General features: G+C 71.3%; 29 protein-coding genes. 14 read left to right on the top strand and 15 right to left on the bottom strand.

Features of this window, described 5'->3' with window-relative positions:
• Positions 1–29 precede the first annotated feature (29 nt).
• Both ACIRD7_RS18120 and ACIRD7_RS18115 read left to right on the top strand, forming a co-directional pair.
• Positions 30–995, top strand: a complete 966-nt coding sequence (locus ACIRD7_RS18120) for an amino acid ABC transporter permease (protein WP_403454099.1) — start codon at positions 30–32, stop codon at positions 993–995.
• On the top strand, positions 992–1,753 hold the full coding sequence (locus ACIRD7_RS18115; protein ID WP_403454097.1) for an amino acid ABC transporter ATP-binding protein: 762 nt from the start codon (positions 992–994) through the stop codon (positions 1,751–1,753). Before ACIRD7_RS18120 ends, ACIRD7_RS18115 begins: the two co-directional genes overlap by 4 nt.
• A 105-nt stretch (positions 1,754–1,858) precedes the next feature.
• On the opposite strand, the gene ACIRD7_RS18110 is transcribed toward ACIRD7_RS18115, so the two are convergent.
• Positions 1,859–2,644, bottom strand: a complete 786-nt coding sequence (locus ACIRD7_RS18110; protein WP_403454094.1) for a class I SAM-dependent methyltransferase — start codon at positions 2,642–2,644, stop codon at positions 1,859–1,861.
• A 99-nt stretch (positions 2,645–2,743) separates the two neighbouring features.
• Here ACIRD7_RS18110 and ACIRD7_RS18105 point away from each other — a divergent pair, with 99 nt between their 5' ends.
• Positions 2,744–3,373 carry a CGNR zinc finger domain-containing protein gene (locus ACIRD7_RS18105; RefSeq protein ID WP_403454092.1) on the top strand — a complete coding sequence of 210 codons (630 nt, stop codon included), beginning with the start codon at positions 2,744–2,746 and terminating at the stop codon, positions 3,371–3,373.
• On the opposite strand, the gene sodX is transcribed toward ACIRD7_RS18105, so the two are convergent.
• Complete coding sequence (gene sodX, locus ACIRD7_RS18100; RefSeq protein ID WP_403454091.1) at positions 3,277–3,711, bottom strand: nickel-type superoxide dismutase maturation protease; 435 nt, start codon at positions 3,709–3,711, stop codon at positions 3,277–3,279. The two genes, ACIRD7_RS18105 and sodX, sit on opposite strands and share 97 nt — an antisense overlap.
• A gap of 145 nt (positions 3,712–3,856) precedes the next feature.
• Between sodX and sodN the strand changes: the two genes are divergently transcribed.
• Entirely contained in the window at positions 3,857–4,252 is a 396-nt protein-coding gene (gene sodN / locus ACIRD7_RS18095) for a superoxide dismutase, Ni (protein WP_007491258.1), read from the top strand.
• Positions 4,253–4,321: 69 nt separating this feature from the next.
• Here the strand turns inward: sodN and ACIRD7_RS18090 are convergent, their stop codons facing one another.
• Positions 4,322–5,005 carry an SCO4225 family membrane protein gene (locus ACIRD7_RS18090; protein WP_403454089.1) on the bottom strand — a complete coding sequence of 228 codons (684 nt, stop codon included), beginning with the start codon at positions 5,003–5,005 and terminating at the stop codon, positions 4,322–4,324.
• 395 nt (positions 5,006–5,400) lie between these two features.
• On the opposite strand from ACIRD7_RS18090, the gene ACIRD7_RS18085 reads away from it, so the two are divergent.
• Positions 5,401–6,873: a glycosyltransferase family 39 protein gene (locus ACIRD7_RS18085; protein WP_403454087.1), complete on the top strand. Its 1,473-nt coding sequence runs from the start codon at positions 5,401–5,403 to the stop codon at positions 6,871–6,873.
• A gap of 293 nt (positions 6,874–7,166) precedes the next feature.
• Complete coding sequence (locus tag ACIRD7_RS18080) at positions 7,167–7,916, top strand: VOC family protein (protein ID WP_403454085.1); 750 nt, start codon at positions 7,167–7,169, stop codon at positions 7,914–7,916.
• Here ACIRD7_RS18080 and ACIRD7_RS18075 read toward each other — a convergent pair.
• The 6 genes from ACIRD7_RS18075 to ACIRD7_RS18050 all read right to left on the bottom strand — a co-directional run bounded on the left by ACIRD7_RS18075 (position 7,913) and on the right by ACIRD7_RS18050 (position 11,079).
• Positions 7,913–8,146: a hypothetical protein gene (locus ACIRD7_RS18075; RefSeq protein WP_403454083.1), complete on the bottom strand. Its 234-nt coding sequence runs from the start codon at positions 8,144–8,146 to the stop codon at positions 7,913–7,915. The genes ACIRD7_RS18080 and ACIRD7_RS18075 overlap by 4 nt on opposite strands.
• Complete coding sequence (locus tag ACIRD7_RS18070) at positions 8,143–8,475, bottom strand: DUF952 domain-containing protein (RefSeq protein WP_403454081.1); 333 nt, start codon at positions 8,473–8,475, stop codon at positions 8,143–8,145. Before ACIRD7_RS18070 ends, ACIRD7_RS18075 begins: the two co-directional genes overlap by 4 nt.
• A 9-nt stretch (positions 8,476–8,484) precedes the next feature.
• Positions 8,485–9,711, bottom strand: a complete 1,227-nt coding sequence (locus tag ACIRD7_RS18065) for an RNA polymerase sigma factor (protein WP_403454078.1) — start codon at positions 9,709–9,711, stop codon at positions 8,485–8,487.
• A gap of 31 nt (positions 9,712–9,742) precedes the next feature.
• A complete protein-coding gene (locus tag ACIRD7_RS18060; protein ID WP_403454075.1) occupies positions 9,743–10,159 on the bottom strand; it encodes a YciI family protein in 417 nt (138 codons plus the stop codon).
• A 96-nt stretch (positions 10,160–10,255) separates the two neighbouring features.
• Complete coding sequence (locus tag ACIRD7_RS18055; protein WP_403454072.1) at positions 10,256–10,468, bottom strand: hypothetical protein; 213 nt, start codon at positions 10,466–10,468, stop codon at positions 10,256–10,258.
• 26 nt (positions 10,469–10,494) lie between these two features.
• The gene (locus ACIRD7_RS18050; protein ID WP_403454070.1) at positions 10,495–11,079 is read right to left on the bottom strand and encodes a dihydrofolate reductase family protein; all 585 of its coding nucleotides are present in this window, start codon (positions 11,077–11,079) and stop codon (positions 10,495–10,497) included.
• A 136-nt stretch (positions 11,080–11,215) separates the two neighbouring features.
• Between ACIRD7_RS18050 and ACIRD7_RS18045 the strand changes: the two genes are divergently transcribed.
• A complete protein-coding gene (locus ACIRD7_RS18045) occupies positions 11,216–11,803 on the top strand; it encodes a TetR/AcrR family transcriptional regulator (RefSeq protein WP_403454067.1) in 588 nt (195 codons plus the stop codon).
• A 19-nt stretch (positions 11,804–11,822) separates the two neighbouring features.
• Here ACIRD7_RS18045 and ACIRD7_RS18040 read toward each other — a convergent pair whose 3' ends face one another.
• From ACIRD7_RS18040 to ACIRD7_RS18025, 4 genes are all read right to left on the bottom strand, one after another.
• The gene (locus ACIRD7_RS18040) at positions 11,823–11,960 is read right to left on the bottom strand and encodes a hypothetical protein (protein ID WP_403454065.1); all 138 of its coding nucleotides are present in this window, start codon (positions 11,958–11,960) and stop codon (positions 11,823–11,825) included.
• Between the two features lie 58 nt (positions 11,961–12,018).
• Positions 12,019–12,612 carry a GNAT family N-acetyltransferase gene (locus tag ACIRD7_RS18035; protein WP_403454063.1) on the bottom strand — a complete coding sequence of 198 codons (594 nt, stop codon included), beginning with the start codon at positions 12,610–12,612 and terminating at the stop codon, positions 12,019–12,021.
• A gap of 256 nt (positions 12,613–12,868) precedes the next feature.
• Positions 12,869–14,011: a family 2 encapsulin nanocompartment cargo protein polyprenyl transferase gene (locus ACIRD7_RS18030; protein WP_403454061.1), complete on the bottom strand. Its 1,143-nt coding sequence runs from the start codon at positions 14,009–14,011 to the stop codon at positions 12,869–12,871.
• Positions 14,012–14,134: 123 nt separating this feature from the next.
• Entirely contained in the window at positions 14,135–15,541 is a 1,407-nt protein-coding gene (locus tag ACIRD7_RS18025; RefSeq protein ID WP_403454060.1) for a family 2B encapsulin nanocompartment shell protein, read from the bottom strand.
• Positions 15,542–15,851: 310 nt separating this feature from the next.
• Between ACIRD7_RS18025 and ACIRD7_RS18020 the strand changes: the two genes are divergently transcribed.
• Both ACIRD7_RS18020 and ACIRD7_RS18015 read left to right on the top strand, forming a co-directional pair.
• Positions 15,852–16,442, top strand: coding sequence for an N-acetylmuramoyl-L-alanine amidase (locus ACIRD7_RS18020; RefSeq protein WP_403454057.1), 591 nt, complete (start codon positions 15,852–15,854; stop codon positions 16,440–16,442).
• Between the two features lie 78 nt (positions 16,443–16,520).
• Positions 16,521–17,444 (top strand): 1-aminocyclopropane-1-carboxylate deaminase/D-cysteine desulfhydrase, encoded by a 924-nt coding sequence (locus tag ACIRD7_RS18015; RefSeq protein ID WP_403455078.1) that lies wholly within the window; start codon positions 16,521–16,523, stop codon positions 17,442–17,444.
• Between the two features lie 7 nt (positions 17,445–17,451).
• Here the strand turns inward: ACIRD7_RS18015 and ACIRD7_RS18010 are convergent, their stop codons facing one another.
• Positions 17,452–19,047 carry a Na+/H+ antiporter gene (locus ACIRD7_RS18010; protein ID WP_403454055.1) on the bottom strand — a complete coding sequence of 532 codons (1,596 nt, stop codon included), beginning with the start codon at positions 19,045–19,047 and terminating at the stop codon, positions 17,452–17,454.
• 253 nt (positions 19,048–19,300) lie between these two features.
• Between ACIRD7_RS18010 and ACIRD7_RS18005 the strand changes: the two genes are divergently transcribed.
• The 3 genes from ACIRD7_RS18005 to ACIRD7_RS17995 all read left to right on the top strand — a co-directional run bounded on the left by ACIRD7_RS18005 (position 19,301) and on the right by ACIRD7_RS17995 (position 21,433).
• Entirely contained in the window at positions 19,301–19,561 is a 261-nt protein-coding gene (locus tag ACIRD7_RS18005) for a UBP-type zinc finger domain-containing protein (RefSeq protein ID WP_403454052.1), read from the top strand.
• A 286-nt stretch (positions 19,562–19,847) separates the two neighbouring features.
• The gene (locus ACIRD7_RS18000; protein ID WP_004925829.1) at positions 19,848–20,261 is read left to right on the top strand and encodes an anti-sigma regulatory factor; all 414 of its coding nucleotides are present in this window, start codon (positions 19,848–19,850) and stop codon (positions 20,259–20,261) included.
• 17 nt (positions 20,262–20,278) lie between these two features.
• Positions 20,279–21,433, top strand: coding sequence for an RNA polymerase sigma factor SigF (locus ACIRD7_RS17995; protein ID WP_403454051.1), 1,155 nt, complete (start codon positions 20,279–20,281; stop codon positions 21,431–21,433).
• A gap of 27 nt (positions 21,434–21,460) precedes the next feature.
• Here the strand turns inward: ACIRD7_RS17995 and ACIRD7_RS17990 are convergent, their stop codons facing one another.
• Entirely contained in the window at positions 21,461–21,907 is a 447-nt protein-coding gene (locus ACIRD7_RS17990; RefSeq protein ID WP_403454050.1) for a hypothetical protein, read from the bottom strand.
• Between the two features lie 157 nt (positions 21,908–22,064).
• On the opposite strand from ACIRD7_RS17990, the gene ACIRD7_RS17985 reads away from it, so the two are divergent.
• Together ACIRD7_RS17985 and ACIRD7_RS17980 are read left to right on the top strand one after the other, a co-directional pair.
• Positions 22,065–23,033 carry a diacylglycerol/lipid kinase family protein gene (locus tag ACIRD7_RS17985; protein ID WP_403454048.1) on the top strand — a complete coding sequence of 323 codons (969 nt, stop codon included), beginning with the start codon at positions 22,065–22,067 and terminating at the stop codon, positions 23,031–23,033.
• A gap of 320 nt (positions 23,034–23,353) precedes the next feature.
• Complete coding sequence (locus tag ACIRD7_RS17980) at positions 23,354–23,611, top strand: WhiB family transcriptional regulator (RefSeq protein ID WP_003992873.1); 258 nt, start codon at positions 23,354–23,356, stop codon at positions 23,609–23,611.
• The last annotated feature ends 160 nt before the right edge of the window (positions 23,612–23,771 follow it).

The raw sequence follows: 23,771 nt of genomic DNA, 5'->3' as shown, positions 1-23,771 counted from the left end.
GTCCCGGGCAAGACTGAAGGGCAGTCACAGTGACTGACAAGTTCGACAAGGAGCCGGCCGACGCCAACCCGTCGGCCGCCGTCTCCAAGGACGGCGGGGCCATCCCGCCGGAGGCGATCAAGGCCATTCCGGTACGGCACTACGGCCGCTGGGTCAGCGGTGTCGTCGTGCTGGCCCTGGTGGCCCTGCTGATCAACGCGTTCGCCAGCGCCGAGAAGATCCAGTGGAACGCCGTCGGCGACTACGTCTTCGACTCCACGGTCCTCGCGGGCGCCGGCCGCACCCTGCTGATCAGCGTCCTGGCCATGGTCATGGGCGTGGTCCTCGGCGTGATCCTGGCCGTGATGCGCCTGTCCAAGAACCCGGTGACGAGCTGGGTGGCCTGGGTCTACATCTGGTTCTTCCGCGGCACGCCGGTCTATGTCCAGCTGCTGCTGTGGTTCAACCTGGCGCTGATCTTCCCCGTGCTGAATCTCGGTCCGATCTACAAGGACGAGATGGTCGACGTCATGACCCCGTTCATGGCCGCCCTGCTGGGTCTGGGCCTGAACGAGGCGGCGTACATGGCGGAGATCTGCCGCGCCGGTCTGATGGCCGTCGACGAGGGCCAGACCGAGGCCTCGCACGCGCTCGGCATGAGCCACGCGAAGACCCTGCGCCGCATCGTGATCCCGCAGGCGATGCGGGTGATCGTGCCGCCGACCGGCAACGAGTTCATCAACATGCTGAAGACCTCGTCGCTGGTGTACGCGGTGACGTACAACGAACTGCTGCGCGCCACCTCCACGATCGGCTCCACCTCGTACGCGGTGATGGAGATGCTGTTCGTGGCGTGCATCTGGTACCTGGTCATGACCAGCGTGTTCAGCGTCTTCCAGTACTACCTGGAGCGGCACTACGCCCGCGGCTCGACCCGGAGCCTGCCGGCGACGCCGTGGCAGAAGATCAAGGCGAACATGCTCGGACTGGGTCGCGAAAGGGGTGCTGGGGCATGACCGCCATGGTGAAGGCCGAGGGCGTCCACAAGTCCTTCGGCGCCGTACAGGTCCTCCAGGGCATCGACCTGGAGGTGCAGACGGGCGAGGTGTTCTGCCTCATCGGCCCCTCGGGCTCCGGCAAGTCGACGTTCCTCAGGTGCATCAACCACCTGGAGAAGATCAACGCCGGTCGGCTGTACGTCGACGGTGAGCTGGTCGGCTACCGCCAGAAGGGCGACAAGCTGTACGAGCTCAAGGACAGCGAGGTCGCCCTCCAGCGGCGGGACATCGGCATGGTGTTCCAGCGCTTCAACCTGTTCCCGCACATGACGGCCCTGGAGAACGTCATGGAGGCGCCGATCCAGGTCAAGGGCGTGAGCAAGGGCCAGGCCAAGGACCGTGCGCGCGAGCTCCTCGACCGCGTCGGCCTCGCCGACAAGGCCGGGAACTACCCCTCCCAGCTCTCCGGCGGCCAGCAGCAACGCGTGGCGATCGCCCGTGCGCTGGCCATGGACCCGAAGCTGATGCTGTTCGACGAGCCGACCTCGGCCCTCGACCCGGAGCTGGTCGGTGACGTCCTCGACGTCATGCGCGACCTCGCCGAGTCGGGCATGACGATGGTCGTCGTCACCCACGAGATGGGCTTCGCCCGTGAGGTCGGCGACAGCCTGGTCTTCATGGACGGCGGCGTGGTCGTCGAGTCCGGCGACCCGCGCGAGGTCCTGACCAACCCGCAGCACGAGCGGACGCAGGCGTTCCTGTCCAAGGTGCTCTGACGGTACGACGGTGAAGGGGCGGTACGAGATCCTCGTACCGCCCCTTCGCCATGGGTCCGGCCCTGCGAATTCCCCGTACCGCCTCCGGGTCCCCTCCCGCACGGGCTACTTCACGGCGAGCACCAGCGCGTCCGAGGGCGAGCACCACACCGGCCGGGCCTCCCCGAACCCCTTCTCGCGCAGGACGCGCGCGTGCCACGCGGGGGACGGCATGTCGCCGTCGGCGTGCTCGCCGTAGATCGCGAAGCGGCGGGCCGTCGGCCCGGCCAGCACCGGGTCCTTGGCGGCCAGCTGCCACCACTCGGACCAGTCGAGGGCGCCGTCCGCCTTGGCCTGATCCATGCGGGTGTGGCGCTGGGCGCGCTCGGCAGCGTTGATCCTGGGCGTCGACTCGTCGATCATGTGGTCCGCGTTCAGGAAGACACCGCCGTCGCGGACCAGCTCCGCGACCTGACCGTAGAGGGCCGCGAGGGGTTCACGGTGCAGCCAGTGCAGGGCCGTGGCGGTCAGGACGGCGTCGTAGGAGTCATGCGGCAGCTTCGCCGGCCAGTGCGGGTCCTTGAGGTCGGCCGTGACGAAGGAGACCCGCTCGTCGTTCGCGAAGGTGCCCTCGGCGATGGCGAGGAGCGCGGGGTCGAGGTCGACACCGGTACTGGTGGCGTCGGGGAACCGGGCGAACAGCCGGGCCGTGATACTTCCCGTGCCGCAGGCGAGATCGAGCACGCGCGGAGCGGGGCCGACGAGGGCCTCGACCATGTCGAGCATGATCCGGAAGCGTTCCTCGCGGTCGGGCATGTACCACTCCTGCTGCCGGTCCCAGCTCTTCTGCCAGGCGAGCCAGTCGGCGGTCGTGGTGGCGTCCCTGTCCGTGTCCCTGTCCGTGTCCGTCATCGAGCCCCTCCGTAGCGCAGATCACGTAATACCCTGGAAGCACGATCAGCTGTTACCCGACCGCACCACGACGATAGAACGCCTCCGTAAGGACTACAAGTGGAACTGGCCTATTACTCGGACTACGCCGTACGGCTCGTCAACAGCGAGGACCCGGCCCGGGGCAAGGACTCGCTGACCTCGGTCGAGGCCGTCCGCGACCTGTTCGGCGTCAGCCAGGAGGCGGCCCGCCGGGCCACCGACGCCGACGTCACCCGCTTCCGATCGGTCCGCGCGCGGCTGCGGGCGGTCTTCGAGGCGGCGGACGGCGGCGACGAGTCGCTGGCGGTCAACCTGCTGAACTCGCTCCTGCTGGAGTTCCCGGTGAGCCCGCAGATCTCCGGCCACGACTTCCGGGACGACGACGGCCGCCCCCTGTGGCACATGCACCTCGCGGACCACCCGTCGAACGCGACCGCGGGCTACGCGGCCATCGCGGCGATGGGCCTGGCGTTCCACCTCACCGAGTACGGCGTGGACCGGCTGGGCCTGTGCGAGGCGGCGCCGTGCCGCAACGCCTACCTCGACACCTCCACCAACCGCTCCCGGCGCTACTGCTCGGACCGCTGCGCGACCCGCGCCAACGTCGCCGCCTACCGCGCCCGCAAACGCCTGGAGGCCGACCGGGCGGCGAACACCGGCCGCACCGCAGAGAACGCCCAGCGCGCCAGCGCCAGCGGCGAGCGCTGATCCGGCTTGCGCGGCCGGTAGCGCAGCCGGACCCTGCCCAGGATCAGCTCGTCGGGCACGACGCCGTAGTCGGTGCTGTCACCGCCGGCGTACGCGTTGTCGCCGAGCACCCACCAGCCGCCCTCGCGGCGCTCCGCGGCCCGCTTGACGACGAGCAGGTCCTGCTGGAACGGGTGCCGCAGCACGACCACCTCCCCGGGCCTGACCCGGCCCCGGTGCGCCACCACGAGCAGGTCCCCGTGGTACAGCGTGGGCACCATCGACGGACCGGTCACCTCGGCCCACCCGAAAGGCCGGTCCGTCCGCCCGCGCTCGGTCTCCTGCGACAACTCCGGCATCCCCGGCACCTCCCCGGTAGGGTCCTCCACCAGTCTCAGTCTCACCCCGGACTTTTGTCCTAAGCCCATGGGGGCACCCGCGAAAACCCGTCTTGCAGGGAGTAATGTCCCACCTGAGAAGACGATCACGAGGAAGGAATGCTCCATGCTTTCCCGCCTGTTTGCCCCCAAGGTCAAGGTCAGCGCGCACTGCGACCTGCCCTGCGGCGTGTACGACCCGGCCCAGGCCCGCATCGAGGCGGAGTCGGTGAAGGCCGTCCAGGAAAAGATGGCCGCCAACGACGACCCGCACTTCCAGGCGCGTGCCACCGTCATCAAGGAGCAGCGCGCCGAGCTCGCCAAGCACCACGTCTCGGTGCTCTGGAGCGACTACTTCAAGCCCCCGCACTTCGAGAAGTACCCCGAGCTGCACCAGCTCGTCAACGACGCCCTGAAGGCCCTCTCGGCCGCCAAGGGCTCCACCGACCCGGCGACGGGCCAGAAGGCCCTCGACTACATCGCCCAGATCGACAAGATCTTCTGGGAGACCAAGAAGGCCTGACCAAAGGCTTTTTGACTGTTCGAAAGGGGCCCGACCGGATCGCCGGCCGGGCCCCTTCCGGCGTTCCGATCAGGAAGCCGGGCGTGCCTCGCGGGTTCGCAGCGTGCGGGCGAGGTGGCCGAGCAGGACCGCGTTGAACAGGCCGGACAGGGCCGCTCCGAGAGCGAAGAGCAGCGGGCTCAGCCAGCTGAGCGAGGTGGCCCACTCGGCGGGCGCCGCGACCAGGACGGCGACGATGCTGAGCGGTGCCGTCGCCATGAGGGGCCAGATGGCGGCGAAGCCCGGGTCCGGCGCCAGGTAAGCCGCGCTGAGGAAGAAGCCCAACGACGCCGCGACCACGGCGAGATACCCACGCGCGAGCCAGTTGTCCACCGCGGGCGCCAGCAGGGCACGGGACACGTGCGGGCGCGGCCTTGCCGGGGGCTCGGGGGTCGCGGACCTGGTGAGCAAGGCCCCGAGCAGGGCGGCGTTGACGAAGGCGCACAGCAGGAGCCAGAGGGCCCACAAGCCCACGGCGAGCACGCCGGCCGCGCCGCCGCCCTCCGTGCCGGGCCCGACCGGGAGGACCACGGCCAGCAGGGAGAGGGGCGCCGTCAGCAGCATGGGCGCCGCCGCGAAGCCGCTGTCCGGGGCGAGGAACATGACCAGGACGGAGGCGGCGAAGACCGCCAGATAACCCCGGGCGAGCCAGTTGCCCGTGGCGAGCTCGAGGAGCCGGCGCGGGAGGCGGGGCGGGCGGGCGGCAGTCGGCATCGCGGGGGTCCTTCGAGTCGGTCCGTGGTCGGTGGTCCAACGGTGGACCGGCGAGCGCGCTCCGGCATGAGTAGCCGTACTCATCCGTCACCAGGTGCGACGGCTCAGCGGCCCCAAGGTTCCACGAATCAGCGGTGATTGTGTTCACGCGGCCGACGGTGGCCCCCGATCGCCCAGGTCCCGTAGGTTTTCCGGACGTCCACCCCGTCGGCCGACCTGAGCCCTGGGTGGCGTACGGGGGCAAGTGAGCGACTCGGATCCCGTCCCGGCCTGTGCGGCCGAGGCGGTGTTCGGCGTGCTCCGCGTCGGCGCGGGCGCGTGGGGATCACATCACGCGGCGGCCTGTCCCCGCCGTACGGCATGCCGATCGCCCGTGTCCCTTGGAGAGCGTCCGCTTGAACTCAGCCCCGATACGGCCCCTTTCCCGTTGGCCGAAAGGCGCACCGGCCTGGCCCATCCCGCTGCTGTGGACCCTCGCCCTCGGGCTGTGGGGGCTGTCCCGGCAGGACAGCGTGTGGCGGGACGAGGCCGCGACCTGGCAGGTGGCGGGCCGGTCCACCGGGGACATCTGGCACATGCTGGGTCAGGTCGACGCCGTGCACGGGCTCTACTACCTGCTGATGCACGCGGTCTTCACGTGCTTCGGGGCAGGCACCACGAGCCTGCGGCTGCCCTCCGTGCTGGCCATGGCGACGGCCGCGGCCTGTGTGACGGAGATCGGCCGTCGGCTGGCGGGGGTCCGGGCGGGGCTGGCGGCCGGGCTGGTGTTCGGGCTGCTGCCGGCCGTACAGTTCCAACTCCAGGAAGGGCGGCCGTACGCGCTGGTCGCGGCCGGGGCCGGGGTCTCGACGCTGTTGCTGCTGACCGTCCTTGAGGGACGCGGCCGAGCCGTCCACTGGGCGGCGTACGGCGGCACGGTCGCGGTGTGCGGGCTGCTGAACTGGCTGTCGCTGCTGATCCTGCCCGCCCATCTGGCGACGCTGGTGTGGACGCGGGTCCCACGGCGGACGTGGACGCGCTGGGCGGTCGCCGCCTCGGCCGCCGTCGCCGCCGTACTGCCGCTGATCGTGTTCAGTCGGCGCCAGGCCGAACAGGTCTCCTGGATCCCCCCGCTGACCTGGCACATGCTGATCGGCCCGGCGGTGCTGCTGGCCATCGGTGGCCTCGGGGCGCTGCTGGACCGGCCGTGCGCGGGGCGGCTGTCGGTCGCGGCCGTCGGGCTGCCGCTGCTGGCGGTGCCGCAACTCGGCCTGCTCGGGCTCTCCCTGGTCCGGCCGCTCTTCCTGGACCGTTACGTCCTGTTCAGCATGCTGGGACTGGCCCTGCTGATCGGCACGGCGGTGGGTACGGCGGCACGGGCGGCCGGGCCCCGCTTCCCCAGGGCGTCCGCGTGGCTCGTCCCGGGCGTGATCGCCGTGGTGGCCGTGGCACTGCTGCCGCAGTCGCTGGCCAAGCGCTCCCCATCGAGCCGGGTGGACGACGTCCTGGCAGTCGCGGCGGACGTACGGCGGCTGAAGGAGCCCGGCGACGCCGTGGTCTTCGTACCGGCCGCCCGGCGCGACACCGCCCTCGTCTCCCCCGGCGCCTTCGCCGGACTGCGGGACGTCGCACTCGCGAAGAGCCCGGCGGCGTCGGGGACGTTGAAGGGCGAGGAGGCGGCTCCGGCACGGATCCGGGCGGCCATGCTGGCGCAGCGGCGGATCCTGCTGGTCACCGATGTGCCCGAGGCGGCGCGGGCGGTGACGGCGAAGCGGGACCAGGTGAAGACCGCCGTACTGAAGGAGCGCTTCAGGGTGGTGGCGGACATCCAGGTCCGGGGGCGGCGGGTGACGGTGTACGAGCGGATCGGGCCGACGGGAGAGGCATGAGCCGCGGATCGTGACCTCGTGGGTGTCGTTGACGTTCTCCGCGGACAGCGGGTTGCGGCGGGAGACGAGCACGATCCGGCGGCAACGGCGGCGCCGACCAGCGCTGCGGCGAGCAGCGGATCAGCTTGGCCACGACCATGCGGCCGGCCACACCCCGGGCGAACTGAAGGCTGCGCGCGTCCCAGAAAGAGGCGCGCGGTTGGTAAGGGTCCTGCGAAGCAGGCGTGGTGAGCTGCTCGGGCGCCCGAAGGACCGCGCGCCCGTGACCCGGCCGGCGGTTCTACGATCGCCCCATGAGCATCCGCTGGACCTACGCGTTCATCGACCGTCCCGTCGCGTCCCTCCCCCGGGCCCGGTCCTTCTGGACCGCCGTGACGGACACCGAACTGTCCGAACCGCGGGGTGAGCAGGACGAGTTCGTGACGCTGGTGCCGGGCGGCGGCGCGGACCCCTGTGTGAAGGCGCAGGGCGTCGAGACGGGTCCCGGCGGCGCGCATCTCGACTTCGCCGTGGACGACGTATTGGGGTTCGTGAAGGCGGCGCTCCAGCTGGGTGCGGGCCTGGCCGCCGAGCACGACGGGTGGGCCGTGCTGCGCTCGCCCGCCGGGCAGTTGTTCTGTGCCGTGCCCTGGCACGGGGAGTCGGTGCGCCCGCCCGTGGTGCGCGGCAGCCGGCTCGACCAGGTCTGCCTGGACGTCCCACCGTCGGCGTACGACGCCGAAGTCACCTTCTGGAGCGCCCTGTTGGACGACTGGCAGTCGGCGCCGGGCTCCCTGCCCGAGTTCCATGTGCTGCGCCCGCCGGCCGGGCTTCCCGTGCGCGTCCTGCTCCAGCGGCTGGGCGAGGAGGGTCCCGTCGCCGCGCACCTCGACCTCGCCTGCGCGGACATCGCGGCGACCCGCGCCCGGCACGAGGAGCTGGGCGCGGCCCTCGTCGCCCGGGGCGCCCACTGGACGGTGATGCGCGATCCGGCGGGTGGCACGTACTGCCTGACGGGGCGGGATCCGGAGACGGGCGGACTGCCCGGCCGGGGCGGCTCCTAGGGCACCGTCACGACGATGCAGGCCGACCGGCCGTTCTCATCGGGCGTCGCTCCCGCGCACGCCGTCTCCCAGCCTTCCGGGTGCGACGGCGTCGGACTGGCGTTCTCCCAGCGGTACGGCCCCGGCGGCTCGGCCGAGTCACGCAGCCAGAGCGTGGCCCCGCCCGCCACGGCGACCACGGTCACCCACGCCACCACGACCCAGCGCCATAACCGGCGCCGCTCGCTCATCCCCACGCCTCCACGTCCACGACCGCGTCCACCGGGATAGGCCCGTACACGTGCGGGAACTCCTCGCCGCCGGGCTTGGGCGCCTCGTACCGCACCGGCACGTCCAGCCGCGCGGGGTCCACGACCAGCACCACCAGCTCGTCCGGGCCCTCGTACGAGCCGTACAGGAAGGCGGCCACCGACGGGAGTTGGGCGCGGGTGGAGCAGTGGATGAAGCCCTCTTCGCGGAGCGTGCGGCCACGGGTCGACATCGTGTACGCGCCGTGCTCGCGGGCCGACTCCCACAGGGAGCGTTCGGTGATGTGCAGCAGGTAGGTGTCTTCGGGCATGGCGTGAGGTTACGGCGTCAGCCGCGCCGCCCGCGCGTACAGATACCGCTGCTCGGGCAGGCTCAGTGTCTTTTCGGCCGCGGCCTCGTAGGCGGCGCGGGCCGCGTCGCGGTCGCCGGCCCGCTCCAGGAGGTGCCCGCGGACCGCGTCCAGTCGGTGCCCGGCACCCAACTCGTCCTCCAGGGGGGCCAGCTCCGCCAGTCCGGCGCGCGGGCCGTGCACCATGGCGACGGCGACGGCCCGGTTGAGCCGCTCGACGGGCCCGGGGACGAGCCGTACGAGGACGTCGTAGAGGCCGAGGATCTCCTGCCAGTCGGTCTCCCGCGCGGACGGGGCCTCGTCGTGGACGGCCGCGATGGCGGCGCGGAGCTGGTAGGGACCGGCGCGGCCCCGGCTCAGGGCCCGGATGACCAGGGCGACGCCCTCGTCGATCGCGGCCTTGTCCCAGCGGTCGCGGTCCTGTTCGTCGAGGGGGACCAGCTCGCCGTGCGGGCCGGTGCGGGCGTCACGGCGGGCGTCGGTGAGCAGCATCAGCGCGAGCAGGCCGGCCACCTCGCCGTGGTCGGGGAGCAGGCGGTGCACCTCGCGGGTCAGCCGGATCGCCTCGCCGGCGAGTTCGCGCCGCGTCAGGCTCGTGCCCGAGGTGGCCGTGTAACCCTCGTTGAAGATCAGGTACAGCGTCTGCAGGACCGCGGGCAGGCGGTCCTCCCAGTTGTCGGGGCGCCCGAAGCGCACCCCGCGGACCTTCTGCTTGGCCCGGCTGATCCGCTGGGCCATCGTCGCCTCGGGCACCAGGTACGCGCGGGCGATCTCGGCCGTGGTCAGACCGCCGACGGCGCGGAGGGTGAGGGCGATCTGGGCGGGCGCGGTCAGGTTCGGGTGACAGCTGAGGAAGAGCAGGCTGAGGGTGTCGTCCTCGCGGGGAGCGCGGTCCGCACCCGGCGGCGGGGCCGTGAACGCGTCCCGCGGGGCGAGCGCGGCGGCCTTCTCCTCCCGGGCCCGGCGCGCCTCCTCCGCCCGCAGCGCGTCGGTCAGCCGGCGCGCGCCGACCCTGATCAGCCAGCCGCGCGGATTGTCCGGGACACCGGCGCGCGGCCACTGCTCGGCGGCGGCGAGCAGCGCCTCCTGGACGGCGTCCTCGGCCAGGTCGAAGTGGCCGTACCGCCGCACCAGCGCGCCGAGGACCTGCGGCGCGTGGCGGCGCAGCAGGTCCTCGGTCTCGGGTGTGACGCTCATGTCCGGCTCGGTGTGCGACGTGTCGTACCGCTCAGCCGATGTCTTCCGGGGCCTCACCGATGGGCCGGATCACCACCGGGTACACGGGGGCCCCGGCAGGCTGGGGGCACTGCAGGACGCGCTCGGCGATCTCGGTGACCCGCTCCAGGCTCGCGCAGTCCAGCACCCAGTAGCCGGCCAGCAGCTCCTTGGTCTCGCTGTACGGTCCGTCGGTGATCACCGCCTTGCCGTCGTCGCCCAGGGTGACGTGCCGCGTCTTCGCGGGCTCGACCAGCCCCTGTGCGTCGATCATCTCGCCGCTCTCGGCGAGGTCGTCGTTGATGCCCTGCATATGGGCGAACATCGCCTGGATGTCCTCCTGGCTCCAGGCCACGGACACCTCGGACCCCTTGCCCTGCATCGCCTCGTAGTCCGCCTGCGTGCCCTGCACCATGACCAGGTACTTCATCGGTCCGCTCCTTCTGTTTCCGTCGGCTCGGGCCGCCCTCGGCGGGCGGCTCTCACAGGGGACGTCGGAGCCGGTCCTGGCTTCTCGACAGGGTGCTCAGGATTTTTTCGCGGTGGGTGTCTCGGGCTGCTCCGGCTGCTCGTGGTGCCCCTCGTGCTCGGCGCCCTCCTCGGTGTACGCCGCGCAGTCGGGGTTCTTGCACGGGCCGCCCACCCAGGTGGGGACCCAGGCGCCCAGTGTCTTGTGGCGCTTGACTACCGTGTCCACGGGCTGTCCGCAGCCGGGACAGACGTGCTCTTCGCTGCCCATGTCCTCAGAGTAGGGCGGGATTCGGCTCAGCGCTTCCTGCTGTACGTACGAACCACGGCGCCGTTGCCGAACGTCCGTGTCTCCTCGTGGGTGAACTCCGTGACGGCGAACTCCGAGCCGAACATCGGCATGCCCGAGCCGTACACGACGGGGTACGTCTTGATGACGAGCTCGTCGATCTCGTCGAGCAGCGCGCCGGCGAGCTGCGAGCCGCCGCACAGGTAGATGCCCAATCCGCCGTCCTCGGCCTTCAGTTCGCGGACCTTGCCGACCAGGTCGTCCCCGATGATCTCGACCTGCGGGTCGGGCGACTCGGTCAGGCTGCGCGAGGCGACGTACTGGCGCATGTGCGCGTACGGGCTGGTGACGCCCTCCTTCAGGGCCAGGTCGTAGCTGCTCCGGCCCTGGATGATCGTGTCGAAGCGGCGGTTGGGCAGGTCGTCGAAGCCGAGGGCGCGGCGGCCGGAGGTGAACACGGTCTCCGGGTACTCCGCCTTGAGGAACTCCAGGAACTCCTCGTCGACGAAGGGGTACATCGTGGTCGCGTCGCCGCTCGGGTCCCCGATGAAGCCGTCGATCGAGCACGCGATGAAGTAGCTGAGCTTTCGCAAGCCGGTCTCTTTTCGTAAGGTGTCCGAACAACCACTTCGGTTGTAGTGCTTCAGTTGTAGTACTTCGCTTGTAGTGGTTGCAAGGGTATTTACGGAGCACTTCCGGGATCGACTGAAGTGAGAGAGGGGATTCCGTATGGCGGGCAATCCGGAGCGCCGGGCCGCGCTGGTCGACGCGGGCGTCGAGGTGCTCGCGCGGGAGGGAGCGCGCGGGCTGACGTTCCGCGCGGTGGACGCCGAGGCGGGGGTGCCGGTGGGCACCGCCTCCAACTACTTCACCGGGCGCGACGACCTGCTCCGCCAGATCGACACCCGGCTGCACGCACGGCTCGCGCCGGACCCGAAGGTGATCGCCGAGCTGATGGCCCGGCCGAAGGACCGCTCGTTGGTCGGCGCCTTCATGCACGACCTGATGGCCCGGGCCACGGCCGACCGGACGGGCTATCTGGCCCTGCTGGAGATGCGCCTGGAGGCGAGCCGGCGCCCCGAGCTGCGCTCCTCCTTCACCAAGTCGGTCCGGGGCGACCTGGAGGAGGGCATCGAGTTCCACCGCGCGGCCGGTCTGCCGGGCGGCGACGAGACCGTCACCGTGCTCTATCTCGCGATGCTCGGCCTGCTCCTGGAGCATCTGACCCTGCCGGACGTACTGGACGGCGTCCTGCCCGGGGTGAGCGTGCCGGAGGGGCTGGTGGAGCGGATCGTGCGGACGGTCGTGCCCGAGTAGCGACGCCGGGGACGGCCGTTCAGCCGCGCGGCTCGCGCCACATCGGCCACATCCGCGGCCCGTCGGGCAGAGCGATCGGCTCCCCCTCCGGCTCGAAGCCGAGGCGCTCGTACAGGCGCCGGCTGCGAACACTGCTCGCCTCCAGACAGGCGGCCACGCCCTACTCGTCGCAGCGGTCGAGGACCGAGCCGATCAGCGACGCCGGGGACGCCCGTTCAGCCGCGCGGCTCGCGCCACATCGGCCACATCCGGGGCCCCTCGGGCAGAGCCAGCGGCTCCCCCTCCGGCTCGAAACCGAGGCGCTCATACAGGCGCCGGCTGCGAACGCTGCTCGCCTCCAGATAGGCGGCCACGCCCTCCTCGTCGCAGCGGTCGAGGACCGAGCTGATCAGCGCGGTGCCGAGGCCCTGGCCCTGCCGGCCGGGTATCGCGCCGATCATCCACAGGTACTCGTGGGCCCGGCCCTGCGGATGGATGGCCGCCGTCAGACGCCCTATCTGCTCGACGCGCTCGTTCCCCGGGTCGACGGCCTCGCGCAGCCGGGCCGGCCCGTCGTCGTCCTCGCCGTGCGCCTCGGCCGGCACGGACATCCACAGCGCGCACGCCGTGCCGTCCTCGGTGACGTCGATCCGGCCATGGGCGAGCACGATGTCGGTGAACGCCGCCATCAGCCTGGGGTGGGCGCTGCGGCGGTGCTCCTCGCCCGGGAACACCCAGCCGCTGACCGGATCGTCCTGGAAGGCCGCGTCCAGCAGCCGGACCACCAGCTCCCGGTCCTCCTCGCCCGCCGTCCGGATCGCGACGCCCATGATGTGTACCCGCCCCTTCGTCTCAACCGGCCCTGATCGTAAGGGGAATGGCAGGGGCATGCCGTCCTTGGCCGCCAACTTGTCGTGATCCGGCCGCTGTCCGCCGCGCACAAGGACGGGCCCCGCACACCGTGGGGATGTGCGGGACCCACCGGTCCGGAGCCGCTCACCGGCCGTACGGGGTCAGGAACCGTACGGCCCCGGCGGCTCCGGGGTCCTGGACGGCCGTCGGCATCGATACCGGCCGCCGCCGCGCTCAGTTGCTGCGCCGCGTCACGAACTCCGCCAGCGCCAGCAGTCCCCCCGCGTCCCGCGGATCGGGCACCGCTCGGGCCAGCTCCTGCATCGCGCGGGCCATCCGGTCGGCGGCCTGGGTCTGCGCCCAGTCGCGGCCACCCGCCCGCTCGACGGCGAGCGCGGTGCGCTGCAGGTCCTCCTCGTCGTACGGCATCCCGTACAGCGCGGCCAGCTCCGCCGCCGCCGGCCCGCCGGAGGTCAGCGCGGCGACGACCGGCAGGGACTTCTTGCGGGCGGCGAGATCCGCGCCGGCCGGCTTGCCGGTGCGTCGCGGGTCGCCCCATATGCCGATCACGTCGTCGATGAGCTGGAAGGCGAGCCCGGCCTCACGCCCGAAGGCGTCCAGCGCCGCCACGTCCTCGTCCGCCGCCTGCGCGTACAGCCCGCCCAGGGCGCAGGCGCACCCCAGCAGCGCGCCCGTCTTGGCCTCGGCCATGGCCAGCACCTCGTCGAGGCCGACCTCGGCCGGTCCCCGCTTCTCCAGTGCCGTGTCCGCGTGCTGACCGGCGCACAGTTCGACGACGCAGTCGGCGAGCCGGGCCGCCGCCGCGGCGGACGCCGGGTGCGGGTCCTCGGCGAGCAGCCTGAGGGCCAGCGCCTGGAGGGCGTCGCCGCCGAGGATCGCGTCGGCCTCGCCGAACACCGTCCACGCGGTGGGCCGGTGCCTGCGGGTGGTGTCCCGGTCCATCACGTCGTCGTGCAGCAGTGTGAAGTTGTGGACCAGCTCCACCGCGACCGCCGCCGGTACGGCCGCGGCGCGCGCCCTCGGTCCGCCGAGCGCGGCGGCCGCCGTGAGGACGAGGGCCGGACGGATCGCCTTGCCCGCGTTGCCCCCCGCCGGGCTGCCGTCCGGGTGCTCCCAGCCGAAGTGGTAGAGCGCGACCCGGCGCATGGAGGACGGCAACGACTCGATGGCGGCGCGCAGTTCGGGGTCGACCGTGGCCCGGACGCGCTCCAGGATCACCGCCGCCTCGGGACCGTCGAGCGGCCCCGGCCCGCCGGCCTCCCTTTCGGCCGCGAGGGACCCCGGCCCGTCGAGCGTGTCGGTGGGCGGCCGCGCCCCGGCGGGGCGTTGCTGCGTCTCCGTCATGAACTCACCCATGGCATCGCCTCGGAGAGTCGGCGGACAGTGGCACTTCCGCTACGGCTGGGCGCCTACCCGGAGGGTCTACCCACCGGGGCCGCGCGGGACACGGCGTGCGGGAGGCCGGAGTTCGCGGCAGTGTCACCGCCAGCGGCCGATCTCGACGTTCTCCAGCACGCCGAGGGCGTCCGGCACCAGGACCGCGGCCGAGTAGTACGCCGTCACCAGGTACTTGATGATGGCCTGTTCGTTGATGCCCATGAAGCGGCAGGACAGGCTCGGCTCGATCTCGTCCGGGATGCCCGCCTGCTGGAGCCCGATGACACCCTGCTCGGCCTCGCCGGTACGCATGGCGATGATCGAGGTCGTACGGGCCTCGGAGACCGGGATCTTGTTGCAGGGGTAGATCGGCACACCACGCCAGGTGGGGATGCGGTTGCCGGCCACCTCGATGGTCTCGGGGACCAGACCGCGCTTGTTCAGCTCACGCCCGAACGCGGAGATCGCGCGCGGGTGGGCGAGCAGAAGCTTGGTGCCCCGCCGGCGGCTGAGCAGTTCGTCCAGGTCGTCGGGGCTGGGCACGCCGTCGTGCGGCTGGAGGCGCTGGTCGTACTCGCAGTTGTGGAGCAGCCCGAACTCGCGGTTGTTGACGAGCTCGTGCTCCTGTCGCTCCTTGAGGGCCTCCACGGTCAGCCGGAGCTGCTGCTCGGTCTGGTTCATCGGCTGGTTGTAGAGGTCGGCCACACGCGAGTGGATGCGCAGAACCGTCTGGGCGATGCTCAGTTCGTACTCACGGGGCCGGGCCTCGTAGTCGACGAAGGTGTGCGGGATGTCCGGCTCGCCGCTGTGGCCGGCCGCCAGGTCGACCTCCTTCTCGCCGTACTTGTTGGTGCGCTGCGCGGGGATCGACCGCAGCTGCTCCAGGTGCCCGCTCAGCGACTCGGCGCGCTCCGCGACCTGCTCGACGTCCTGGCGGGGCAGGACGAGCACGGTGCAGGCGGTGACCGCGCGGGCGGTGTACTCCCAGATGGCGTCGGCGTCGAGCAGCGCCTGGTCGCCGAGATAGGCGCCGTCGGCCAGGACACCGAGGGACTCGTCCTCCCCGTAGGGGCCGGTGCCGAGCTTCTCGACCCTGCCGTGCGCGAGCAGGTACACCGCGTCGGTCGGGCTGCCGAACGAGGCGATCACCTGGCCCGCCGCGAACTCGCGCTGCTGGCAGCGCTGGGCGAGTTCGGACAGCACGTCCTCGTCCTCGAAGGACCGCAGCGCCGGCAGTTCGCACAGCTCGGCCGGGATCACCTCGACGCGGTCGCCGGTCTTCACGAACGTGATGCGGCCGTCCCCGACGGCGTAGGTCAGACGCCGGTTCACCCGGTACGTGCCGCCCTGCACGTTCACCCAGGGCAGCATGCGCAGCAGCCAGCGGGAGCTGATCTCCTGCATCTGCGGCGCGGACTTGGTCGTGGTGGCCAGGTTCCGCGCGGCCGCCGTGCCGAGACTCTGCTGCGGCTTGCCCTGCTCCGTGCGGACCTCTTCGCCTACCGACATAAGGAACTGCCCTCCCGGTCATGCACCGGCACCGCTGTGGCGCCACGCATCGCGATCTGCGTGTATGAGCCTTCCACTACGGAGCGTGCCGGTGCTATTACCCGAAAGAGCGGGAATGGATCACGGTCGACTGGGCAAATAGAGGGACCTTGTCGAGTCGAGCATCTCCCACGGCACGACCTCCGCCACCTGGCCAAAACGGCTCGCACAGCGTGCGATTCGAGGAGTCCCGACCGTCCGTTTTCGGTAGAGCACCGGTACGAGCCGGCCGCGTACGGCGGCCGGCGCCTGGCTGAAGGAGGCGGCGGCCATGGCCACACCCATGTCCGCGAGCAGGTTCCTGGAGAGACTCAGAGCGGAGGGCGCCACCGTCGTCGAAGTGGGCGACTGGGAGCACCACAACCGCAACCACGTGGGTCCGTGGGGTCCCGTGCACGGCGTGATGATCCACCACACGGTGACCAAGGGCAGCGCGCACACGGTCGAGCTCTGCCGCAACGGCTACGAGGGGCTCCCGGGCCCCCTGTGCCACGGCGTGATCACCAAGGACGGCCGGGTCCACCTCGTCGGCTACGGCCGCGCCAACCACGCCGGCCTCGGCGACGACGACGTACTGCGCGCGGTCATCGCGGAGACCGCGCTGCCGTCCGACAACGAGGCCAACACCGACGGCAACCGGCACTTCTACGGCTTCGAGTGCGAGAACCTCGGCGACGGCGAGGATCCGTGGCCCGCGGCCCAGCTCGAGGCGATCGAACGGGTCTCCGCCGCGGTCTGCAGGCAGCACGGATGGAACGAACGGTCGGTGATCGGGCATCTGGAGTGGCAGCCCGGGAAGGTGGATCCGCGAGGGTTCACGATGGCGTCGATGCGGGCGCGGATCAGGGACCGGCTGGCGTAGGCGTGCGGTCGCCCGGTGGCCCGGTCCAGCCGCCCGGCCCTGCCGCGCCGGCCCGCCCCGGCGCCGGGCGACAATGGCCTGGTGACCAGCCAGGACCCCGACCCCGATCTCACCGGCCTCGGCCCGCGGCTCCCCTCGCCGCTGCACGAGGCAGCCGACGAGCGGTTCGCGCGGTGCGGTGTCCGTCTGCTGCTCAAGCGCGACGATCTGATCCACCCAGAGCTGATCGGCAACAAGTGGCGCAAGCTGGCGCCGAACCTGTCCGCCGCGCGCGGCCGTACGGTCGTCACCTTCGGCGGCGCCTACTCCAACCACCTGCGCGCCACCGCCGCGGCCGGCCGTCTCCTCGGCCTGCGCACGGTAGGGGTGGTGCGCGGGCAGGAACTGGCCGACCGGCCCCTCAACCCTTCGCTTGCGCGCTGCGCCGCCGACGGTATGCGGCTGTCTTTCGTCGACAGGTCGACGTATCGACGCAAGACCGATCCGCGGACCCTGGCGAAGGTCCTGCGGGACATCGGCGCCGACGCCGAGGACACGTACGTGGTGCCCGAAGGCGGGAGCAACGCCGCTGCCGTACGGGGGTGCCGGGCCCTCGGCGAGGAACTGCGCGGCCGGGCCGACGTCGTCGCCGTGGCCTGCGGTACGGGCGGGACGCTCGCGGGGCTCGCCGCCGGGCTCGATCCCGGGCAGCGGGTGCTGGGCGTTCCCATCCTGAAGGGCGGCTTCCTCGGAGGCGACGTACGGGACCTGCAGACCGCGGCGTTCGGCGGCCCCCGGGGTGAGTGGTGGCTGGACGAACGGTTCCACTTCGGGGGATACGCCCGCACCACTCCCGAACTCGACGCCTTCGCCGTCGACTTCGAGGAGCGGCACGGGCTGGGTGTGGAGCGTCTCTATGTCGCCAAGTTGCTGTACGGGGTGACCGCCCTCGCGGCGGAGGGCGCCTTCCCGCGCGGGACGACGGTCGCGGCGGTCGTCACCGGGGCCCCGTTCGACGCGTGACCCCGGCTCACTCGGCCTCCCGGTAGGCCGCCGCCTCCTCCAGGTCCAGCCTGCGCAGCAGCGTGCGCAGCATCTCGTCGTCGATGTAGCGGGCGTCCCGGAGCCTGACGAAGACCTCGCGTTCGGCGCCGATCGCCTCGCGGGACAGGCGGCGGTAGGTGTCGTCGACGGACTCGCCGGTGATGGGGTTGGACTGGCCCAGGCGTTCCCAGACGGAGTTGCGGCGGCGTTCCAGGACGGCCCGCAGGCGGTCGGCCAGGGGCTCGGGCAGGGCGTTGCGCTCGTCGGAGAGGAGTTCCTCCAGACGCCGTTCGGCGGCCCGGGAGGCCTGCGCCTGGGCGTTCGCCTCGGCGAGGGTCTCGGCCTGCGGGTCGCGGCCGGGGAGCTTCAGCGCGCGGATCAGCGGGGGCAGGGTGACGCCCTGCACGACGAGCGTGCCGATGACCGTGGTGAAGGTCAGGAACAGGATGAGGTTGCGCTCCGGGAACTCCTCGCCGCCGTGCACGGTGAGCGGGATGGAGAAGGCGATCGCCAGCGAGACGACTCCTCTCATCCCGGCCCAGGCGATGATGAACGCGCCCTTCCACGTCGGGTTCGCCTCGCGCTCGCGGATCCGCGCCGACATCATGCGCGGCAGGAAGGTCGCCGGATACACCCACACGAACCGCGAGGCGACGACCACCAGGAAGACGGCGATCGCGTACCAGGCGGCGCGGCTGCCCTCGTACTCGCCGAGACCCTTGAGGACCACCGGCAACTGCAGTCCGATCAGCGCGAACACCGCCGACTCCAGCACGAACGCGACCATCTTCCACACCGCGTCCTCCTGGAGCCGGGTGGCGAAGTCGACCTCCCACGCGCGGTGCCCGAGGTACAGCGCGACGACCACGACCGCCAGCACTCCGGAGGCGTGCACCTGCTCGGCGGCGGCGTACGCGACGAACGGGATCAGAAGAGAGAGCGTGTTCTGCAGCAGCGCCTCCTTCACATGGGTGCGCAGCCAGTGGATCGGCACCATCAGCACCAGGCCCACGCCGATGCCGCCGAACGCCGCGAGCAGGAACTCGCCGATGCCGCCGGCCCAGGTCGCGCCCTCCCCGACCGCCGCCGCGAGCGCCACCCGGTAGGCGGTGATCGCGGTGGCGTCGTTCACCAGCGACTCGCCCTGGAGGATCGTGGTGATCCGGGACGGCAGCCCCACCCGGCGGGCCACCGCCGTCGCGGCGACGGCGTCCGGCGGCGCGACCACCGCGCCCAGCACCAGCGCCGCGGGCAGCGGCAGACCCGGCACGACGAGATAGGCGAGCCAGCCGACGGCGAAGGTCGCGAACAGGACGTAGCCCACCGACAGCAGCATCACGGGCCGCAGCTGGGCCCGCAGATCCAGGTAGGAGCTGTCCGTCGCGGCGCTGTGCAGCAGCGGCGGCAGCACCAGCGGCAGGACGATGTGCGGGTCGAGCGTGTACTCGGGCACGCCCGGCAGATACGACACCGCGAGCCCGGCCGCGACCAGCAGCAGCGGCGCCGGCACGGGCGTACGCCGCGCGGCCGCGGCGACGGCCGCGCTCCCCGCCACCAGCAGCAACAGCGGCATCACATCCATACGCCTCGCCCGCCCTCGCCCGCACCGGCGTCGGCCGCACCACGCCGACGCCCACCAGTCACCACGAGCCCGCCCCCGACGGCAACCCCTGTCTCACGCCCGCCGACCGCAACCCCTGCCACAGGCCCGCCGACGGCCATGGGCCCGCACTCACCCGACCTCACCGCTCTTCGCCCGCCCTCGTTCATCGTCGTCGCAGCCCGCCCTCGTTTTTCCGCGCGGGTGTCCGCGTGGCCGTCGTAACCTGGCAATCATGAAACAGTGCACGCACGCCGACGCGCTGCCGCACCCGGAGCCCGATCCGCTCAACGAGACCTGTCCCACGTGTCTCGCGGAGGGCTGGCACCCGGTGCAGCTGCGGTTGTGCCTCACCTGCGGTCACGTCGGCTGCTGCGACTCCTCGCCGGGACGCCACGCCACGGAGCACCACAAGGAATCGGGGCACCCCATCATGCGGACCTTCGAGCCCGGCGAGGCCTGGCGCTGGTGCTTCGTCGACCACGTACTGGTCTGACCCCGTACCGGTCCGACGCGGACGTAGGCTGGACGCCCGGGGATCCGGACGGTTCGACCGTCTGACGCCTGGGTACGTCAAACCGGCGCGCGCTCTTCCCAATTGGGCCCGCAGACCCCCTAGCCACGGAGCGTATCCGTGTGTTTACTATGAGTGACAGCAAGGGGTTGGGGTCCTGGGGACAGGAAAGTTAAGAGCGCGATAGCGTCACCGCTGAACCACACATCGCGTTACCCCGGGGGGCGACCCTCGGCCCCGAGAAGCTTGTACCACCTTGGAGGTGAGGGTGTCCCAGATCGCAGGCGAGCCCGCGACCCAGGACTTCGTGGAAGTCCGGCTGCCGGCCGCGGGTGCCTACCTGTCGGTGCTGCGTACGGCGACTGCCGGCCTCGCGGCCCGTTTGGACTTCACCCTCGACGAGATCGAGGACCTGCGCATCGCGGTGGACGAGGCCTGCGCGATCCTGCTCCAGCAGGCCGTGCCCGGCTCGGTGCTCAGCTGTGTCTTCCGGCTCGTCGACGACTCGCTCGAGGTCACCGTCTCGGCTCCGACCACGGACGGCCACGCCCCCTCCAGGGACACCTTCGCCTGGACCGTGCTGTCGGCCCTCGCGGGCAAGGTCTCCTCCGCCGTGGACGAGGACAAAACCGTTTCGATCAGCCTCTACAAACAGCGCGGCGCGGGACCCGGGCCGGCGTGAGGAACGGGGACGGGCCGGTGCGGGACGAAGAACGCGGCACACGGGAGCTGCCGGACACTCCCCCCTGCTCGGGCGCAGCCGAGAGCCCGGAGACGGGCCCGAGCGGTTCCCGACGCATGGCGGACGGCATCGACGGCATCCCCGAGCAGGCCCGGCCGCACCCGGAGGACGACTCCGTGGAGGCCGGCTTCCTGGGCGACGGACGGGAGGACGAGGGTGCCGTGCAGGGCGCGCCTCTGGGCGGGCGGATCGGGGTCTCCCCTGTCCATGGAGGTTCCCCCGCTCGTTCGAAGCCGAGAGTGGGGGCGGAGGCGAAAGCTCGGGAGAGGGCTACGGGCGGGACGATGAGCGAGCACGAGCGACACGCCGACGACGCGGCGCCGGTAGCGCACAGCGCGCAGGCCACGCACCACGACCCTCAGGACCGCAGCGGGGCGCGCGCCATGTTCCTGGAGCTGCGCCGGCTGAAGGACGGCAGCCCGGAGTACGCGGAGCTGCGCAACCAGCTGGTCCGGATGCACCTGCCGCTCGTCGAGCACCTCGCACGCCGCTTCCGCAACCGCGGCGAGCCGCTCGACGACCTCACCCAGGTCGCCACCATCGGCCTGATCAAGTCGGTCGACCGGTTCGACCCGGACCGCGGCGTCGAGTTCTCGACCTACGCGACCCCGACGGTCGTCGGCGAGATCAAGCGCCACTTCCGCGACAAGGGCTGGGCGGTGCGCGTGCCGCGGCGCCTTCAGGAGCTGCGCCTCGCGCTGACGACGGCCACGGCCGAGCTGTCCCAGCAGCACGGCCGCTCCCCCACCGTCCATGAGCTCGCCGAGAAGCTGGCGATCTCGGAGGAGGAGGTCCTGGAGGGCCTGGAGTCCGCCAACGCGTACTCCACGCTGTCCCTGGACGTCCCCGACACCGACGACGAATCGCCGGCGGTCGCGGACACCCTCGGCGCGGAGGACGAGGCGCTGGAGGGTGTCGAGTACCGCGAGTCCCTCAAGCCGCTGCTGGAGGACCTCCCGCCGCGCGAGAAGCGGATCCTCCTGCTGCGCTTCTTCGGCAACATGACCCAGTCGCAGATCGCGCAGGAGGTCGGCATCTCCCAGATGCACGTCTCGCGACTGCTGGCGCGGACCCTGGCTCAGCTGCGGGAGAAGCTGCTGGTCGAGGAGTGACGACCCGGCTCCCTAGGGAGCCGGCCGCTACTTCTGATCCGGTGCGTTGCCGGGCCCCCGGATCCCGAGGGCCTCGGTGGTCGCCGGGTTGATCAGCAGGACCAGCGTGGTGATCGCGACAGCAGCGATGGCGATCCCCGCCGGGATGGCGATGCTGTCGGCCTGCAACAGGCTGTAGGCCACCGGCAGCGCCAGGATCTGTGTGATGACGGACGGCCCCCGGCTCCAGCTGCGCTGGGCGAACAGCCCGCGCGCGGCGAGCAACGGCAGCAGCGCGAGCGCGACGAGCGTCACGCCGAGAGTCACCGCCTGCTGCCGGTCGTCCGGCTCCCCGGAGAGCCCCAGCACCAGTACCCAGATGCCTCCGACGGCCAGCGCCGCCCCTTCCAGCGCGGTCAGCACGGCCGCGTACGTCAGCCGCCGCGGACGCGGACCGGCGGTTTCCTGGGTGGCGGGGCTCTGCTCCTTGGTCACCTCTGAAGGGTAGCCCGCCGCCCTGTCGGCCTCCTCGCCCGAGGCAGGGTCCGGGCGGCGCCCCGGCGCAGCCTCGTGTCGAGACTCACGCCCCCTCTCTTACTTGATCCCTACCTCGACCTGTGCCCGGTACCCCCCAGTAGGTACGCTGCAACCCATGCGTGCACTTCTCGTGGTCAATCCGGCAGCAACCACCACAAGCGCACGTACGCGCGATGTCCTGATCCATGCGCTCGCCAGCGAGATGAAGCTGGAGGCGGTCACCACCGAGTACCGCGGCCATGCCCGCGACCTCGGCCGCCAGGCGGCGGACAGCGACGACATCGACCTGGTCGTGGCCCTCGGCGGCGACGGCACCGTCAACGAGGTCGTCAACGGCCTCCTGCACGCCGGTCCGAATCCGGGTCATCTGCCCGGCCTGGCCGTGGTCCCCGGCGGTTCCACCAACGTCTTCGCCCGCGCCCTCGGCCTGCCGAACGACCCGGTCGAGGCGACCGGCGCCCTCCTGGACGCGCTGCGCGACGGCAGCGAACGCACGGTCGGACTCGGCCTGACCTCGGGCACCCCGGGCTCCGACGACGAGGCGGTCCCGCCCCGCTGGTTCCTCTTCAACGCGGGACTCGGCTTCGACGCGGGCGTGGTCGGCCGGGTCGAGCAGCAGCGCGAACGCGGCCGGAAGTCCACCCACGCCCTCTATCTCCGCCAGGCCCTGCGCCAGTTCCTGGGCGAGCCCAACCGCCGGCACGGCACGATCACGCTGGAGCGGACGGGCGAGGAACCGATGACCGATTTGGTGCTGTCCATAGTCTGCAACACAGCTCCGTGGACATATCTCGGCAATCGTCCGGTGTACGCGGCGCCTAAGGCCTCGTTCGATACGGGCCTCGACGTACTCGGTCTCAGCCGTATGTCCACCGTCTCGGTTGCCCGGTATGCAACCCAGTTGCTCACTTCGTCCCCCGAGCGCGGGGCCCGTGGCAAGCACGCGGTCACACTGCACGACCTGGACCAGTTCACCTTGCATTCGAAGGTCCCCTTGCCCCTCCAGATGGACGGCGACCACCTTGGGCTGCGTACGAGCGTGACGTTCACAGGCGTACGCCGTGCACTGCGTGTGATTGTGTGAGCGGAACGGGCTAAAGTCCTTTCACTCGAACGTTTAGGCCAGGATCCACCCCATGGAAGTACGGCTGTGACCTAGTCGACACCGAGGAATCAAAAAAAACTTTCCGGAAGGGGTTGTATCCGTCGCTGAGGTTTGCGAGTCTCTACGTGGCGATCGGGACGGCCCGCAAGACCGGCCTCCACTGATCACCGGAATCCCCCTTCAAATCACAGGACCCACGCCAGGGAACCTGGCGGTAGGCCCTTCACTTGTTGAGGGATTCGTGAAAGCGTTCACATTCACAAGCAATCAGCACGTAATACCAAGGAGAGGTAGCAGCCATGGACTGGCGTCACAACGCCGTTTGCCGCGAGGAAGACCCCGAGCTCTTCTTCCCCATCGGCAACACCGGTCCTGCGCTGCTGCAGATCGAGGAAGCCAAGGCCGTCTGCCGTCGCTGCCCGGTTATCGAGCAGTGCCTGCAGTGGGCGCTCGAGTCCGGCCAGGACTCCGGCGTCTGGGGTGGTCTGAGCGAGGACGAGCGCCGCGCCATGAAGCGCCGCGCCGCCCGCAACCGGGCCCGTCAGGCCTCCGCCTGACCCGCCACCCCGCTAAAACAGCCTGAGCTTGGCGGCGCGTACAGCGAGTACGCATCTCCCGCCCCCGAGCCGCAGCGCGCAGTACCCCCGATGCGCTTAGCGATCGCATAGACGCAACGAGCACTGGCCCTGGACCACATGGTCCAGGGCTCTTTGCTGT

Source organism: Streptomyces sp. NPDC093568, assembly GCF_044764945.1.
Classification (GTDB): domain Bacteria; phylum Actinomycetota; class Actinomycetes; order Streptomycetales; family Streptomycetaceae; genus Streptomyces.
Note: the sequence above shows the minus strand (reverse complement) of the source record. Positions and strands in the feature narration are given on the sequence as shown.

Coding starts and splice junctions, on each gene's coding strand:
- ACIRD7_RS17985 (WP_403454048.1), top strand. CDS start 22,065: ATGCGTGCACTTCTCGTGGTCAATCCGGCAGCAACCACCACAAGCGCA.
- ACIRD7_RS18065 (WP_403454078.1), bottom strand. CDS start 9,711: ATGAGCGTCACACCCGAGACCGAGGACCTGCTGCGCCGCCACGCGCCG.
- ACIRD7_RS18030 (WP_403454061.1), bottom strand. CDS start 14,011: ATGGGTGAGTTCATGACGGAGACGCAGCAACGCCCCGCCGGGGCGCGG.
- ACIRD7_RS18020 (WP_403454057.1), top strand. CDS start 15,852: ATGGCCACACCCATGTCCGCGAGCAGGTTCCTGGAGAGACTCAGAGCG.
- ACIRD7_RS18080 (WP_403454085.1), top strand. CDS start 7,167: ATGAGCATCCGCTGGACCTACGCGTTCATCGACCGTCCCGTCGCGTCC.
- ACIRD7_RS18035 (WP_403454063.1), bottom strand. CDS start 12,612: ATGGGCGTCGCGATCCGGACGGCGGGCGAGGAGGACCGGGAGCTGGTG.
- ACIRD7_RS17980 (WP_003992873.1), top strand. CDS start 23,354: ATGGACTGGCGTCACAACGCCGTTTGCCGCGAGGAAGACCCCGAGCTC.
- ACIRD7_RS18055 (WP_403454072.1), bottom strand. CDS start 10,468: ATGGGCAGCGAAGAGCACGTCTGTCCCGGCTGCGGACAGCCCGTGGAC.
- sodX (WP_403454091.1), bottom strand. CDS start 3,711: ATGCCGGAGTTGTCGCAGGAGACCGAGCGCGGGCGGACGGACCGGCCT.
- ACIRD7_RS18010 (WP_403454055.1), bottom strand. CDS start 19,047: ATGGATGTGATGCCGCTGTTGCTGCTGGTGGCGGGGAGCGCGGCCGTC.
- ACIRD7_RS18075 (WP_403454083.1), bottom strand. CDS start 8,146: ATGAGCGAGCGGCGCCGGTTATGGCGCTGGGTCGTGGTGGCGTGGGTG.
- ACIRD7_RS18070 (WP_403454081.1), bottom strand. CDS start 8,475: ATGCCCGAAGACACCTACCTGCTGCACATCACCGAACGCTCCCTGTGG.
- ACIRD7_RS18110 (WP_403454094.1), bottom strand. CDS start 2,644: ATGACGGACACGGACAGGGACACGGACAGGGACGCCACCACGACCGCC.
- sodN (WP_007491258.1), top strand. CDS start 3,857: ATGCTTTCCCGCCTGTTTGCCCCCAAGGTCAAGGTCAGCGCGCACTGC.
- ACIRD7_RS18025 (WP_403454060.1), bottom strand. CDS start 15,541: ATGTCGGTAGGCGAAGAGGTCCGCACGGAGCAGGGCAAGCCGCAGCAG.
- ACIRD7_RS18045 (WP_403454067.1), top strand. CDS start 11,216: ATGGCGGGCAATCCGGAGCGCCGGGCCGCGCTGGTCGACGCGGGCGTC.
- ACIRD7_RS18005 (WP_403454052.1), top strand. CDS start 19,301: ATGAAACAGTGCACGCACGCCGACGCGCTGCCGCACCCGGAGCCCGAT.
- ACIRD7_RS18060 (WP_403454075.1), bottom strand. CDS start 10,159: ATGAAGTACCTGGTCATGGTGCAGGGCACGCAGGCGGACTACGAGGCG.
- ACIRD7_RS18090 (WP_403454089.1), bottom strand. CDS start 5,005: ATGCCGACTGCCGCCCGCCCGCCCCGCCTCCCGCGCCGGCTCCTCGAG.
- ACIRD7_RS18115 (WP_403454097.1), top strand. CDS start 992: ATGACCGCCATGGTGAAGGCCGAGGGCGTCCACAAGTCCTTCGGCGCC.